12 protein-coding genes and 1 pseudogene are annotated in these 14,904 nt (G+C 70.1%); 4 read left to right on the top strand and 9 right to left on the bottom strand.

Annotated elements, in window-relative coordinates:
- Positions 1-106: 106 nt before the first annotated feature.
- Complete coding sequence (locus OG403_RS35935) at positions 107-763, top strand: YncE family protein (protein WP_329571946.1); 657 nt, start codon at positions 107-109, stop codon at positions 761-763.
- Positions 764-834: 71 nt separating this feature from the next.
- Positions 835-1,376 (top strand): annotated as a pseudogene (locus OG403_RS35930) (IS701 family transposase); the annotation flags it as partial.
- A 199-nt stretch (positions 1,377-1,575) separates the two neighbouring features.
- On the opposite strand, the gene OG403_RS35925 reads toward OG403_RS35930, so the two are convergent.
- The 4 genes from OG403_RS35925 to OG403_RS35910 all read right to left on the bottom strand — a co-directional run bounded on the left by OG403_RS35925 (position 1,576) and on the right by OG403_RS35910 (position 7,135).
- Positions 1,576-2,493, bottom strand: a complete 918-nt coding sequence (locus OG403_RS35925) for a hypothetical protein (RefSeq protein ID WP_329571944.1) — start codon at positions 2,491-2,493, stop codon at positions 1,576-1,578.
- Between the two features lie 2 nt (positions 2,494-2,495).
- A complete protein-coding gene (locus tag OG403_RS35920; RefSeq protein ID WP_329571942.1) occupies positions 2,496-5,018 on the bottom strand; it encodes a beta-ketoacyl synthase N-terminal-like domain-containing protein in 2,523 nt (840 codons plus the stop codon).
- 128 nt (positions 5,019-5,146) lie between these two features.
- Complete coding sequence (locus OG403_RS35915) at positions 5,147-6,184, bottom strand: MupA/Atu3671 family FMN-dependent luciferase-like monooxygenase (RefSeq protein WP_329571940.1); 1,038 nt, start codon at positions 6,182-6,184, stop codon at positions 5,147-5,149.
- A gap of 147 nt (positions 6,185-6,331) precedes the next feature.
- Positions 6,332-7,135 carry an SDR family oxidoreductase gene (locus OG403_RS35910; RefSeq protein WP_329571938.1) on the bottom strand — a complete coding sequence of 268 codons (804 nt, stop codon included), beginning with the start codon at positions 7,133-7,135 and terminating at the stop codon, positions 6,332-6,334.
- A 677-nt stretch (positions 7,136-7,812) separates the two neighbouring features.
- Here OG403_RS35910 and OG403_RS35905 point away from each other — a divergent pair.
- Both OG403_RS35905 and OG403_RS35900 read left to right on the top strand, forming a co-directional pair.
- Positions 7,813-7,938, top strand: coding sequence for a hypothetical protein (locus OG403_RS35905; RefSeq protein ID WP_329571936.1), 126 nt, complete (start codon positions 7,813-7,815; stop codon positions 7,936-7,938).
- A gap of 769 nt (positions 7,939-8,707) precedes the next feature.
- Entirely contained in the window at positions 8,708-9,928 is a 1,221-nt protein-coding gene (locus tag OG403_RS35900) for a LacI family DNA-binding transcriptional regulator (protein WP_329571934.1), read from the top strand.
- 88 nt (positions 9,929-10,016) lie between these two features.
- Here OG403_RS35900 and OG403_RS35895 read toward each other — a convergent pair whose 3' ends face one another.
- From OG403_RS35895 to OG403_RS35875, 5 genes are all read right to left on the bottom strand, one after another.
- Positions 10,017-10,910, bottom strand: a complete 894-nt coding sequence (locus tag OG403_RS35895; protein WP_329571933.1) for a transketolase family protein — start codon at positions 10,908-10,910, stop codon at positions 10,017-10,019.
- Positions 10,907-11,554, bottom strand: a complete 648-nt coding sequence (locus OG403_RS35890) for a thiamine pyrophosphate-dependent enzyme (protein WP_329572719.1) — start codon at positions 11,552-11,554, stop codon at positions 10,907-10,909. Before OG403_RS35890 ends, OG403_RS35895 begins: the two co-directional genes overlap by 4 nt.
- A 137-nt stretch (positions 11,555-11,691) precedes the next feature.
- Complete coding sequence (locus OG403_RS35885) at positions 11,692-12,912, bottom strand: cytochrome P450 (protein WP_329571931.1); 1,221 nt, start codon at positions 12,910-12,912, stop codon at positions 11,692-11,694.
- A complete protein-coding gene (locus OG403_RS35880; protein ID WP_329571929.1) occupies positions 12,909-13,844 on the bottom strand; it encodes an NAD-dependent epimerase/dehydratase family protein in 936 nt (311 codons plus the stop codon). The genes OG403_RS35885 and OG403_RS35880 overlap by 4 nt, the downstream gene beginning before the upstream one ends.
- Entirely contained in the window at positions 13,841-14,896 is a 1,056-nt protein-coding gene (locus OG403_RS35875; protein WP_329571927.1) for an isopenicillin N synthase family dioxygenase, read from the bottom strand. The genes OG403_RS35880 and OG403_RS35875 overlap by 4 nt, the downstream gene beginning before the upstream one ends.
- Positions 14,897-14,904 lie beyond the last annotated feature (8 nt).

Below are 14,904 nucleotides of genomic sequence, written 5' to 3'. Positions count from 1 at the left end.
GGCTGGTCAGCTGCCGCGGTACACCGGATGGCACGAGAGACCATCACGTCGATCCGGAGGTCCACGTGCCTTGCAGCGATCCGCTGTGCGGCGAACCATCGCCGCGGTGGCCGTCGCGTCAGGGCTGGCGCTCCTGACACCCGCGCCCGCCACGGCCGCCGCGCACCCGCCGAAGCCGCGCCGGCAGGTCTATGCCTACATCACCAGCCTCGACGGCCACGTGTACGTGATCGACACGAGGACCAACAACGTCCTGGGGATCGCGACCACCACCGTCGGCGGTGGTCCCGAACAGGTGGCGGTCACCCCTGACGGCGCCAGTCTCTACGTGACCAACGCCTTCAAGTACGTGTCGGTGGTCAACATCGCTAAGAGGAGCGTCACGAACATCCCCTACGACCAGACCCCGCTCTCTCCCGACATCCTCTACGGGGAAGCGATCGCCCCTGACGGCAAGCACGCCTACGTGGCCGTCCAGAACCCCTTCCACGGGGACAAGGTGTCGGTGATCAACACCACCACCGGCACAGTCACCAAGACCATCCCCATCGGCGACACCCCGCCGACCACCGGGCCGGGTAGGTACTTCCTACCCGCGGAGGTGGCCGTCACCCCCGACGGGAAGAGCGCCTACGTGGTGGGTTCCTACGGCAACGGAACACCCCAGGGGACGGTGTTCGCGATCAACACCGCGACCGAAGCGGTGACCCCCATCACCGTCGGCGCCGGCGACACCATGGGGGTGGCCATCGGCCGGCTGTGACGGCGACGCGGGCACCCGACCGCCAGCTCCGGGCCGGCACCTAGTACTCCAGCCGGACTTGTCCATTCCCGCTGGTCAACAGCCTGGGAGTGGGGAGTGTAGGTCGTTTCTCCCGCGTGGATCCGCGCCGCCGGATGCGGGACTACGTCCGCGGACTTATCGACTTATCGGCCCGGTAGGCCGCAAGAACGGCTGGCAGCTGGCCGAATACGCCGGTCACGCCACACCCGACGGCCTGCAGCACCTGCTGCCCCGCAGCCGCTGGGACGCGGACGAGGTTCGCGACGACCTGCAGGTCTACATCGCCGAACACCTCGGCACCGACGACGGCGTACTGATCATCGACGACACCGGCTTCGTGAAGAAGGGCACCACCTCCGCCGGCGTGCAGCGCCAGTACTCCGGCACCGCCGGCCGCACCGAGAACCGCCAGATCGGCGTCTTCGCCGCCTACGCCACCAGCCGCGGCCACACCCTGGTCGACCGCGAGCTCTACCTGCCCAAGTCCTGGACCGAGGACCGCGAACGCTGCCGGGCCGCCCGCGTGCCGGACGATCGCAACCTCAGCACCAAGGGCGAGCTGGCCCGGATCATGATCCTTCGGGCCCGCGCATCGACCACCTCATCGGCCAGGCCCCGGCCGAGGCCTGGCAACGGCTGCCGGCCTCCACCGTGCGCCGCCGGCTCGTGTGCGTGCCACCCGGCAGGGCCGGCCGACCAGGCGGCGTCCGGGACGGGCGACCCGCGTGATCACGTCCGGTCGCCGTGCGTTCCAGCAGCGCAGCGATCACGTCCAAGCGTCCGACACCTTCCTATCGTTGTCGCCAGTTGGTGATCCGCGCCGATCCGCGAACTTTTGAGCCTCTGTGAGTGGCGAGCGACATGTCCTCGGGCAACGGGGAGCCGGCGATCGGCCAGTAGATGCGCCGCGGTGATCGCCGCACCGGCCACTTGTGCGGGCTGATGATCCGCCAACGGGTCAGCGTCTGGATGAAGAACGGGTCGGCGGCGATCCAGCGGTCGCCCACCCTGACCTCGATCCACATGTGGCGCAGGGGAAGTGGGGCGGCCATGATGAGGCCGCTGGCGATCCGGGACTCGACGACGGCTCGCCGGGCACGATCGAGGAGGAGGCGGTTGGCCAGGCGGCAGTCCGCCAGGCCGGTCTCGGCGGCGAATCCGAGATCGGTGGAGAGGTCGGTCGGGATGAGGTAGAAGGTCAGCTGCTCGGCCGGTTCGAAGAGCGGGAGCACCGAGTCCTCGAAGTAGTACTCGTCAGCCGGCAGGGCGACCCGCCGCACGATGGTGCTCGGCGGTTCGTAGCGGAGGTCGTCCGCCTCCTCGGGTGCCGGGAGGAGCAGAGGGGCGGCGGCGACGTCGCAGTCGCCGGCGTGGCCCGGCTCCGGGCAACGGGCCGTCACCTGAAGGCGGTACGCATCGTCGGTCCTGCCGATGTCCCTGTCGTACGTGTGCCCCAGAGCCCTCATCAGGACCCAGTTGGGCGCGTTGATCTCCAGCGCGGTGGTCAGGTTCTCCAGGTCGAAGAGGTCGAACCGCCGCTCCTCACCCCGGCCTCGGTGCGGGAGACCGAGATCCAGCAGTTCGTCCAGCAACGGCCGAGGGACCCGGTAGACCGTCAGCACCGTATCCCACGGTATGTCGAACTCGCGGTACCGGTCCGGAATCCTGAGGGCTCTGCCCACCACCTGAGCGGTCGTCGAGGTCGTCATGGCTACTCCTCCCCGCTGGTCGGCGCGGCACCGGCTGCCGCCGCACCCGACTGCCGGCAGCGCGCGTCGACCGCCTCGGCGAAGTTCGTCACCAGGAAGCCGCAGAGATCGGCCAGTGTCGGGTGGTCGAACACCACCACCGGCTCCACTTCCACGCCGTACGTCTCACCGAGCCGGCCGGTCAACTGCACCAGGGAGACGGAGTCGAAGCCCAGCTCCATCAGGTCGGCCGCGATGTCGACGTCGGCGGGGTCGATCAGCAGGAATCCGCAGGCCGCGAGCCGCACGTCCCGCTCGACCACCGCACGATGGCCGTCGGCGGCGGCCCGGCCATCGGTCCCGCTCGGAACGCCCGCCGTGGTGCGGGTGGTTGGTGCCGTCACCGCGGGCGCGTGGCTCCGGGCGGCGGGGGCCGGCGCGTGGTCCTGGGCGACCGGGACCCAGTAGTGCGTGGGCTCGAACGGATAGGGCGGCAGCTCGACCCTGGCGGGCGGACGGGTGTCCCACAGCCGTGCCCAGTCGATCGGGGTTCCGTCCACCCACAGGTCGGCGAGCTTGCCGAGCCGGCGCTTCGCCGTCAGGGCCTCGACATATGCCTGCCCGTCCTCGTCGTCCAGCAGGTCGCCGCGTGCGCGGTCCCGGTCCAGGCGGCCAGTGCGGGCCCCGGGGGCCCGCTCACCGGCGGCGAACGCGGTCAGGGCACTGCGGAGCGCGGCCACGTCGGTGACGGGTAGGGCCAGTCGCACCGCAAGCTCCTTGCGCCCCACCTGCGTGCTGTACGCGAGTCGCGCCAAGTCGTACGGCTCAGTGGCCACTTCATTCAGGCGCTGGGCCAACGCACCAGCCAATGACCGCAGCTGAGTGCCGGTGCGCGCGGAGAGCAGCACCAGCTGCTCCGGATCAGCCGACCCGACGGGTTCACCTGCCGGCTCCGGGAACACGGGCAGGTACTCCTCCACGATCAGATGGACGTTGGCACCACCCGCGCCGAACGAGCTGACGCCGGCCCGGCGCGGGCCCTCGGCCTGCCAGTCCTCCAGAGCACGCGGGAAGCGCAGCACCGGGGACTCCGCGATCTTGGGGTTGAGGTTCACCACGCTGGAGCACGGCGCGATCTGACGGTGCTTCAGCTGGAGGAGAACCTTCGTCAGACCGGCTATCCCCGCGGCTCCCTCGAGGTGCCCGATGTTGGCCTTGATGGAGCCGACGGCACAGGGGGCCTGCGGCGCCCGTCCCGGGGCGAGCGCCCGGACCAGGCCCGCCGTCTCCAGCGGATCCCCCAACTCGGTTCCGGTGCCGTGGGCTTCGACGTAGGAGATGGATGCCGGTGGCACCGCGGCGACACGCATCGCGGTGGTCACCAGCTCCGCCTGTCGGGCCGGGTTGGGCACCGCGTACCCCGACGTCCGGCCGGCCGTGTTGATCGCAGTGCCCTTGATCACGCCCCAGACGCGGTCGCCGTCGGACACCGCTGCGGCCAGGGGCTTGAGCAGCACCGCCCCGACGCCCTCTCCCGGCACGAACCCGTCGGCGGTCGCGTCGAACACCTTGCAGGCCTCGTCCGACGAGAGCATGCTCGCCGCGGACAGGCCGACCAGGTGCGCGGGGTGGAGGATCAGGTTCACTCCCCCGGCGATCGCCGTGCGGCACTCACCGCTCCGCAGGCTCTGTACCGCGAGGTGGATGGCGGTCAGCGAGGAGGAGCAGGCCGAGTCGACCGCGAAACTCGGGCCGTGCAGGTCGAAGAAGTAGGAGACCCGGTTGGCGATCGACCACGGGGCGGAGTGGGCTCCGGTCAGCTTGCCCGACGGCCAGGCGGTGGCACCGATCTTGCCGTAGGTGGCGTTCATCGTTCCGACGAAGACACCGGTCGACGGCTCGTGCGTCGTTGCACCCAACTGGCCGGCCTGCTCCAGGAGGTGGAAGCACGCCTGCAGGAAGAGCCGCTCCTGGGGGTCCGTGTTCACCGCGTCGACCGGCAGGATGTTGAAGAACTCGGCGTCGAACTCCGCCACCCCGTCGATGAACCCGCCCCAGCGCCCGTAGCTCCGGTCCGGCTGCCCGTGACGTGGGTCGAAGTGCTCGCGCCAGTCCCAGCGGTCCGCCGGAACCTCGCTGATGGTGGACACGCCGTCCCGGAGGTTGCGCCAGAGCGCCTCCAGGTCCGGCGCACCCGGGTACCGTCCGGTTACCGCGATCACCGCGATGTCCCCGGCGGGCGGCGTCACCGGGCTGTCACCGGCCGGCGCCGGGTGCGGCCGAGCCGCCGCTTGGCTCGGCCGCGGCCCGGCAGGCGCGAGCACGTGGCGCAGCCGGGTGTCGCGCTCGGCCACGAGGTAGTGGGCGAGATCCTCGACGGTCTGCTGCTCGAACATGAGAGTGGGCGGGATGTCGCCGAGGTCCTGGTCGAACCGCAGGGTGATGTTCATCCGGGTCAGCGAGTCCATGTTCAGCTCCCGCAGTGCGTCGGGGCCGGTCAGTTCGTCCGCCGTACCGCCGACGACCGCCGCCACGACCTCACGCACGTATGACCGCACCATCGGGAGCGGCAGTGGCTTCACGGATTCGACCTGGTCGGCGGCTCGGGATGCGCGGGGCATGGTGATCCTTTCCTCTCGGCACGGCCGGCGGCCCTGCTGGACACGGTGCGGGCTCAGGGGAGTCGGGGCAGGGCTGCCTGGATCTCGGCGAGTTCGTCGACGGTGCCGAGCACGGTCCGCCGCGGCACGCCGAAGTCGACCAGGCAGGCCACCTCGTCGGCACCGGTGGCGAAGATGTTCCGCAGGACCGCGAGCACCTCGTTCCGGTCGCCGATCAGCGACCGGCCCCGCAGGTAGCGCTGCGCCGCGAAGTCCAGGCTCTTCTCGACCGTCCGCTGGTCACCGCGCGCCTCCTGCTGGCTCGCGTAGCTGGCCAGGTACCGGCGGAGCGGCTGCTCGGCCTCGCTGCGGACCTGCTGCCCCGAGGCCCCGATGGCGGCGTGTGCCATCACCGACACCCGGCCCGTCCCACCGTGGTGCTCCTCGAAGGCACGGCGGTAGACCGCGATCCGCTCCGTGAGCTGGGCGGCGGTGAACGCACCGTAGCTGGTGAGGACTCCCGCGCCGATCCGGCCGGCGTACTCGAACGTCTCGGGGTTGCCGGCGGCGGTGACCCAGTGGGGCAGGACGGCCTGGACCGGCCGCGGGTACGAGCGCACGGCGTACCGTTCGCCGAGCGCGCCGGTGCGGCACACCTCGCTTCCGGCCCACAGGTCCCGCACGGTTCGCAGGTTCTCGTGGGCCAGTGCGGCGCGGTCCGCGTAAGCCTCCGGCGCCAACACGAAGTCCCGCGGGTTCCAGCCGGCGGCCGAGGCGATCTCCACCCGCCCGTCCGACAGGTTGTCCACGACCGCCCATTCCTCCGCGACCCGGAGCGGATCGTGCAGCGGGAGCACCACGCTGCCCGCTCGGATCCGGATCCGCCGGGTGGTCACCGCCACCGCGGCCGCCACCACGGACGGGTTCGGGTGTGCGCCGCCGAACCGTGTGAAGTGGCGCTCGGGAAGCCACAGGAAGTCAAGTCCCCCGTCGTCAGCGGCTCGTGCCGCATCGAGCAGCAGGCGGTAACCCGCGGCGTCGCCCCTGGCGCCGTCCTCCAGGGCGGAGAAGAAGTAGAGGCCCAGCGACCGCTCGCCGTGGTGTGAGGTCATCTCCGGGGTCCGTTTCTTGTCCGAGCGGGCGCGGGGCCCGCCCACCTGGGCGGTCAGCTCGTCGCGAGGGTTCGTCCAGCTGGGGCGGGCAGGAGAGCGGGTGACCGAGCCCTCCTGCCCGGCCCGAGCGGCTATCGAGCACCGCCATCAGACCGCCCCTCCTGCGGCTTGCAGGTTCTGGCCGGACAGCCATCTGGCATCGGGCCCGACCAGGAAGCCGACCACGTCGGCGATGTCCTGCGGCAGCCCGAGCCGGCCGAAGGCACTCGAGCGGCGCCACTGCTGGAGCACCTCGGGCCGGACGCCGGCCACGACCTCCTCGGTCTCCACGCCGCCGGGTGAGACGGTGTTGACGGTGACACCGCGCTTGGCGAACTCCTTCGCCGCGACCCTGGTCAACTGGTCGAGCGCCGCCTTGCTGGCCGAGTAGGCGGCCTGCGAGGGGTGGGCCAGCACAGTGGCGGTGGAGGAGATGTTGACGATGCGTCCGCCGTCCCGGAGCCGGTGGGCGGCCTGCTGGATGGCGAGGAACGGAACCTTGACGTTGAGCGCCATGATCCGGTCGAAGTCCTCCTCCGTGGCGTCGGCGAACTTGCCCCGGAGCATGGTGGCGGCGTTGTTCACCAGGATGTCGATCCCGCCGGTGAGTTCCTCGCCGACGGCGAAGAACCGCGCCACCTCACCGGGTCGCGTCAGGTCCGCCTGCACGGGGTGGACCAGGCCGCCCACGGCTGCCATGCGGGCCGCCACCGCCGCGGCCGCGGCCGCGTCCTCGCGGAAGCCGATCACCACCACCGCGCCGTCACGGACCAACCGCTCGACGATCCCCCGGCCGACACCACGTGAACCACCGGTCACCAGAGCGGTCTTGCCGACCAGCGGCCCCCGCACCGGCCGATCCCCTGCCAACCCGCCCGCCCCGTTCGCTTCGATGTCCTTCGCACCGGTCACCTGCTCCACCCTTCCGAGCTGTCCACCCGCCGCACTCCGACAGGAAGCGGCCTGCAAGCGGTCTGCGCGCCGCAGACCCCGCGACAACGGCCCCGATGGGCCGGCGGCTCCGCGTGCGAGCCGAACTCCGGCCGGCAGGAGCGGTCCGGCACGATGACGATCGGCGGCCCGGAGCCGCCTTGGCCGAAGTCTCGCTTGGTCGACGTCTCGACATCGCGTGCCATGGCGAGTGCGTCGAGTTCACGGGATTCCAGGTGGGCAGTGCCCGCAGACACCCCGCTCCCGGTCGCGGGCAGCAAGGAATCCGTGCACCCGCGGGGCGGGCCAAATGAATTCCGATTGTCCCGGCGGCGAAGCATCCCGGTCAATCCCCCTCCACCATACAATGCATTCCGGATATCCATCCGGCCGCGCGAACAGAACGGATGGCCGGCACGAGAAACCCTGCCGTGCCACCACTACCGGAACTCCAGCCGTCACCATAAATGACCGCAGCCGGCATGTCGATAGCCCGGCCCGCGACCCATGCCCGGAAACCATTCACTCGAAACACCCAAAGCGGGCAAACGAACAGTCTCGGCCGACACCCGCCGACCATAGGTCGAGAATCATGCCTTGCAATTCCCATCCGAACTGATAATCTCGGTCCCAACTTCGAGAGGGAAGGAGGTGGAGAAATGTCCGTCGCACTCGTCGAGGAGACTCGGACGGCGCTGACCGTCGAGGAGATCGCGGACTTCGAGGCTTGGATCACCGAGCTGGAGGAGGCCGACGACCGCTCGTTCAAGATGGGAAAGCCGTAAGCGTGATCAGCGAATTCCTTCGCTACCGCTGACGCACCCCATCGCTGATCGTGCTTCCGTGGCGGGAATTCCCGCACGGAAGCACGGTCAGGCATTCGAGCTGATCGACTCCGTCGGCCGACAGGGCGACTCAGGCCCCTGTGGCGGGCTGCGCCCGCATACCTGCACTCACTCCCCCTCCTGGCGCACGGTCGACTACGGTCCCGACTGCCGACTCGGGCAGACAAGCGCAATTGCGCTGCGACCCGGCCCAGCTGCCGCAGCCACCGACGCAGAACCGGTCTTGCACAATGGCCCGACGCCCGAGCGAACGCCAGCCAGTGCGTAGACGGTCGAACCCCATCCCCGACTGATAAGCAGTCGAGCGCGGTGATCACCGAATATTTCCTCCCGGCCGGCAGCCCAATTGACACGCAGCCGGGGCCGGCAAGCCGCCCGGAATTTCCCCGGCCGCGTCAGGCCGAGCGGTCCGGCTAAACGCCCGAGCGGCACCAAGGCGCCCTTTGCGGCCACCCTCCCTGGCTTCCAGTCCGTCCCGCCGATGGCCGCCGGAGTGCCCCGGGGCTCGCGAAGGCCTCCAGGGCCGGGACCTCGAACTCCGCGTCCCGTGGCGGAGTTATGTCCGGTTCCAGCGTCAATGTGTTACCTCGTCTCCGTATGCGGTGCTGTCGAGCCGGGCGCACTGTCTTTGAGGGTGTTCCCGTGAGCGTTCCCGTGAACGCTCACGGGAACGCTCACGTCACCAAATTTTCGCTCACGGCCTGAAATAGTGTCAACAGCAGTCAGCTCATCCATTCGTGGGCGCAGCGAGGGATCCGAAGGGCGACGACGAGAGCGAGGGCCGGCCGCGTATGCTGTCGGTGCGTCAACGATGTCGCACCCAGTGCCAGAGGGGCGGTGCCTGGCCGCTCGCCAGGAGTCCCAGATGAAGAGTTCGCATGCGGGTGCTTTCGGGTCGACCGCTCGGCGCGTCACCATCGAGGACGTGGCGCGAACTGCCGGGGTGTCCCGCCAGACGGTCTCTCGCGCGATCAACGGCAAGGGCGAGATCGATCCGACCACCCGGGAGCGGGTGCTCGACGTCGTCAGGTCGCTCGGCTACCGCCCGAATCGATTCGCGCGTGCCATGGTGCGGCAGGAGACCGTCACCTTGGGCCTGCTGCTGCCCAACATCACCAATCCGTTCTTCCCCGAGGTGGCGAACGGCATTCTGGAGTCCGCCGCGGAGATGGGCTGGCACGTGGTCATCCACCAGACCGGCTCCACACCCGATGGTGAGCGGGTGGGCCTTGAGCTGATCGCCGGTCAGGCTGACGCGTTCGTGGGCTATCTGGAGTTCGACGAGTCGGTGCGCAGCGCCGTCGAGGCCGGGATCCCCTTCGCGCTGTTCGACTGGGAGGAGTCCGACACCGCGGCGGCGACGTTCAACCGCGTCGACATCGACCTGCGCAGCGGATTGGCGGCGGCAGTCCGCCACCTGGTCGACCTCGGCCATCGCGACATCGGTGTCCTGGACGCGAGTCGGCCGACCGGAGCGGGCGAGGCCATCGGTCCGCGCGGTCGGATCGTCCTCGACCTGCTCCGGGAAGCCGGACTGGTTGCGGACCCCCGGCGCCTGCAGCGCTCGGTCAACTCGGTCGCCGGCGGAGAGGACGCCATCGGTCGGTTGATCGAGGACCAGCCGGACATCACAGCGGTTCTGGCCTACAACGACATCGTGGCGGTCGGTGCCACCCGCGGGCTGCGCAGGCTCGGTCGGGCGGTACCGGAGGACTGCGCCGTCATCGGATTCGACGGCCTGGGCCTGGCGGAACTCGTGGAGCCCGCGCTGACCACCCTGTACGTGGACAAGCGGAGCCTCGGGACGGAGGCGGTCCGACTGGTCGCGGCGGAATTCGGGCAGTCGGATCGGGGTCCGAAGGTCTCGGTGGTTCATCCGGAACTCGTGGTCAGGGCTTCGACCGTGGGCGGGGCGGCCCTGCCGGGCTGAGCCCGTCCTGGTCCTCCGGGCCGGTTGACCGGGCGTCATCGGCCCCCGTCGTGCGACTCCGTGCTGTCTGCTCATTCTTCACCCCCGCTCAGCGGCCGAAGAAGGTGTCGAAGCGCTGCCGCAGACTCCGTGCGTCCAGCCCGTGGATCCGGTCGTGGTCCTCCACCGTTCCGTAGGCACGCACCTCCGCACGGCCGACACCCAGGCTGAGCAGCCGGTGCGGCACGTCCGTCAGCGCTTCGCTGACCAACCGCGCCGAGGTGCCGGCGAGGTAGGGCTCGACCAGTGCCACGGCCGGTGCTGCGAGGGTCGACAGCAGCGTCGCCGCGTCGAACGGCCTGACCGTCGTCGCGTACAACAGGTTGACGTCCATCGCGCGAGTGGCTTCCAGGCTCGCTTCCAGCATGGGGCCGACCGCCAGGACGGTTCCCAGGCGGCCTCGGCGCAGCACCCGGAACCGACCGGGCTCCGGCGCGTGTGCTGTGCCGTTGGCCCGCTCCGAGAGGCGGATGTAGGCACGGCCGCCGCCGCGCACCGCGGCGCGGAGCAGCGGTTCGACCTCGTCCCGGTGGCCGGGTACGTGGACTTCCCAGTCGCCCTGGGTGTCGATGAGCGCCACGTCCTCGGGACCGTGGTGGGTGCGGCCGCAGCTGGCCAGGTCGTAGGAGGCGCCGATGCTCACCAGCACCGCCCCGACGTCCTGGTGGCCGAAGTCCAGCTTGATCTGCTCGAACGGACGCGATACCAGGAAGGGCGCGTAGGTGTGCACGATCGGCCGCATCCCGGTGAGTGCCAGCCCTCCGGCTACACCCATCATCAGCTGCTCGCGGATGCCCACGTTGATGACCCGCTTGGGGTGGCGGGCCCAGGCCACCGCGAACCTCACGGCACTGATGTCCGCGAGGACGACGGCCGTGTCGGGGTCCTCGTCGAGCAGACGGGTGGCAGCGAGCGCGAATTGTCTGCGCACGGTCTGCGTCACCTCCCGGTCTCTGTCGTGGCGATCACGGCGTGCGGGCGGCCGGTGTGCCGCATGGTCAGGGCCTGCTCGATCCGGCCGTGATCGCGGCCGTCCACGGTCACGGCGGACCACCCCTCGCGGCTGAACCGGTCGGCGATGCCTCCCTGCCAGCCATGGGTCGCCGACTTGTTGTCGATCACGATGGCGGTGAGGGATTCGAGTTTCTGCGTACCGGCGAAGGCGATCGCCTCGTGGTTGCTGCCCTCGTCCAGTTCGCCGTCCCCGATGAGGCAGAAGACCCTCGGCTCTGTGCGCCCCTGCGCCCGCAGCCCCAAGGCCGTTCCGGTGGCCAGTGGCAGTCCGTGGCCGAGCGAGCCGCTCGACATCTCGACGCCGGCGACCAGGGTCCGGTCCGGGTGGTGGCCGAGCGTCGATCCAGCGCGGCCGAAGGTGGCGAGCTCGTCCAGCGGAACGAAGCCCTTGGCCGCGAGGACGGAGTAGTAGGCCATCGGACCGTGGCCCTTGGACAGCAGGAAGCGGTCGCGGTCCGCGGCGTCCGGCTGCTCCGGGGACACCCGCAGGACCTTGTCGTACAGCACCCAGAGGACGTCGAGCGTCGAGGTGGCGCTCGCTCCGTGCTTCTCGTCGCCCGTCATCACGGACATCAGCCGTGGCAGGTCCTGGTAGGTGAGCGCGGCCTTCGGCGGTGTTCGCGGCAGCGGTCCGGGCACGGTTTCCGCCACCTGTTCAGGCCCGCCCCGCCCCGGTGCGGCACCGGGAGGGACCGGCCTGCCGGGTCGGGTCACCATGCGACCGGAAGGCTGCGCACGCCGTAGACGAGGTCCTCATGGCGGTACGCGAGATCGTCCTCGGCGATGTCGAGCCGAAGGTTCGGCAGTCCGGTGAAGATCCGCTCCAGGGCGATGGTCGCCTCCAGGGTGCCGAGACCGCCGCCCAGGCAGCGGTGGATGCCGTGTCCGAAGGCCAGGTGCGGGTTGTGGACGCGGTCGATGTCGAACTCCTCGGGGTGCTGGAAGACCGCCGGATCCCAGTTCGCCGAGTGCAGGTGGAGGATGACGAACTCGCCCTTGCGGATCCTCCGACCGGCCAGTTCGATGTCCTCCGTGGCGGAACGCACCGGGCCGTGCTGGATCACGGTCCAGTACCGCAGCCCCTCTTCGACCGCCTGGGAGGCCCAGCGGCGCGGATCCGCCCGCATCCGTTCCGTCAGGTCCGGATCCCGCAGGATCGCCAGGACGGTCATGGACGTGACGGCCGCGGTGGCGTCGAGGCTGGCGGCGAGCAGCAGGGTGGCCGCGCCGACGACGTCGTCCCGTCCGAGGCCGGCCGCACGCGCGTTGGCGAGCAGCCGGGAGAGCAGGTCGTCGCCGGGCTCCCGTTCCTTCGCGTCCAGCAGCTCACCGAGGAAGCGCCGCATCCGTTCGCCCGCGACCAGGCGCTTGGCCATCGATCCGTCGTGGGTGGCCCGGGCGTTGATGCACTGCCGGACGAAGTCCTCGTAGTCGCCGGTGACTCCGTAGAGGTAACCGGACACGTAGCACGGCAGCAGGTCGGCGAAGTCCTTGACCAGGTCGCCCGAACGGCGCCCGCCCGTGGTGAGCCGGTCGAGCAGCCGGTCCACGAGTTCCTCGATGGCCGGACGGCGGGCGGCCACCGCGGCGGCGCTGAACTCCCGGCTCAGCAGGTTCCGGACGCGCTCGTGGTCCGGCGGGTCCATGGACAGGAAGACACCGGGACGTTGCCGGCGGTAGGAGAGCGGAATCTGCGGATAGCCCTCGACGGTGGCGTCCGAACTCAACCGGCTGTCGCTGAACAGCGCCCGCACGTCGGCGTGCCGGGTGACCAGCCAGGCCCGGCCGCCGTAGGCCAGATCGATCTCGATCGGCCCGCCGTCGTGTCCCTGGGGACGGTAGGCGCCGGGCGGGGCGAAGGGGTTCTCCCTCGCGGCAGGAAATCGCACCGGGCAGGTAGCCGTCACTTCGGTGCTGTCGGTGATGCTCATTCACGCGCTCCTTCGTCCAGCTCTGTTCCCGCGCTCGGCCCCGGACGGGGATCCGAGTGGTCGAGCCCAGCGATGTAGTCCTGCAGGCGGATCTTCGGCACCCAGCCCAGATCGCGGACCTTCGAGAAATCGGACGCGCTGCGGAACCGGTCGCCACGGCGGGCCGGAACCATGTGCACCGGGCCGCCGAACATGCGGGCGACATCGACGATCCGGTGCTCCTCGCCGCGACCGAGCAGGTAGCCGTCCCCCGCTCCGTGGGCGGCACACACCAGCAGCCCGGAGACGATGTCGTCGACGTGGGTGAAGTCGCGCAGCTGGGAACCGGGTTCGACAACGGTCAGGGCGGTTCCCCGACGCCGCTGCTCCTCGAAGACTCCGATGACCGTTGCATACGGTCCCTGACGGATCTGCCGCGGCCCGTAGACATTGTAGAAATACGTGATGACGTAGTCGAGCCCGTACCAGTGGGCGGTGTTGCGAATGTATTCGACATTCTTCGCCTTCATCCACGAGTAGGGGCTCGAGTGCTCGTCATGGGGCGGTTGGCCGAATCTCGTGCTCGACCCGGCGTAGACCAACCGGGCCCCGTGCCGGCGGCAGAAAGCGACGACCTCCTTCGTGCCGTGGAGGTTGGACTGCCATACCCGATCGAGTTCGTTGAAGGAGCTTTCGACGCGGGAGTACTCACCCAGGTGGAAGACCGTACGAGGAGAGGGCAGGCTGTTCTCGGACCACAGGCGACCGAGCTCCAGGGTCTCCCCGGTCAGGTAGCACACCCGGGGATCGTCGATGTGGTTCTCCTTCCGCCCGGTGAGGTACGAGTCGACTGACACCACGAGCGCTCGGGGGCGATCGCGGAGCAGCGCCTCGACCAGGTGACTGCCGATGAAACCGGCACCGCCGGTGACCAGGACCAGCTCTCCACTCATGTCCGCCCCCTGGCGGACGAGGTGATGAGCCGCTCGACGGCACGCGCATGGCGGCGCTTGGCAGCGAAGTACTCATCGACACGGATCCGGCGGTACGCGGCCCCGGTTCCGGGGCCGGCAGGTCCCACGACCGGGGTGACGACCGCGGCCGGACCCGGCTGGTGGAAGTAGGCGATGGAGAGGCGGTCACGGGGTGGGCGGCCCACCGGTGGCCCGACCACCCGGTGCACGGCGCTGTGCCAACGTCCGCTCGTCCAGTGCGTCATGAGGTCACCGACGTTGATCACGAACGATCCCGGGACCACGGGGACCTCGTGCCAGGCTCCGTCGCGGTGCAGCACCTGCAGCCCGGCGGCCCCCTGATCCCGGTGCAGGACGGTCAGCGAACTCCAGTCCCGGTGGGCGATCTTGAGGAGGTCGGCAGTGGAGCCGCCGGACTCGGCCGGCGCCGTGGCCGGGTAGAAGTTCGCGGTCAGACTCGACATGTCAGGCGTGAAGCTGGGCCGGAACCAGCCCTCGGGAACGTCGAGCGAGAGGGCGAACAGCTCCATCAGCTGATCGGCGAGCCGCCTCATCGCGGCCCAGTAGGCCCCGAACGCCTCGGTGAACCCCGCGATCCGGGGCCATTTGTTCGGTGTGGTCAACGCCGCCGCGACATCCTCGGGCAAGCGGGCGTCCATTCCCGGCTCGCCGAGGCTGTTCACGGTGAAGGCCAGCAGCGGCTCGATGCTCCCGGCGATCAGACCGCGCAGCAGGGGGTCTTCGGGGTCGACGGCGAGCCCGGCGGCGAATCGTTCGGGTCCGCCGAAGAGCGCGGCGGCCGCGTCCTGGACCCCGCGCACCACCTGGTCGGGAATGCCGTGCCCCACGACGAGGAAGGCGCCGAGGTCCTCGCAGACGGCCCGGATCCGGGCGGCCAGCCGGACCCGGCCCACGGCGTCGTGCGCGTCCGCCAGGTCGATGACAGTGATGGAGCCTTCGCCCGCGGCGGCGTCGGCCGGACCTCGGGCGCCCGGCCGACCTTCCTGGCCGGGCCCTTTACTGGTGTCCATGTCTGACT

The sequence above is a fragment of the Kitasatospora sp. NBC_01266 genome (assembly GCF_036242395.1).
In the GTDB taxonomy this organism is placed as follows: Bacteria; Actinomycetota; Actinomycetes; order Streptomycetales; family Streptomycetaceae; genus Kitasatospora.
The sequence above is the reverse complement of the archived record's forward strand: the minus strand, read 5'-3'. Positions and strand labels throughout refer to the sequence as shown.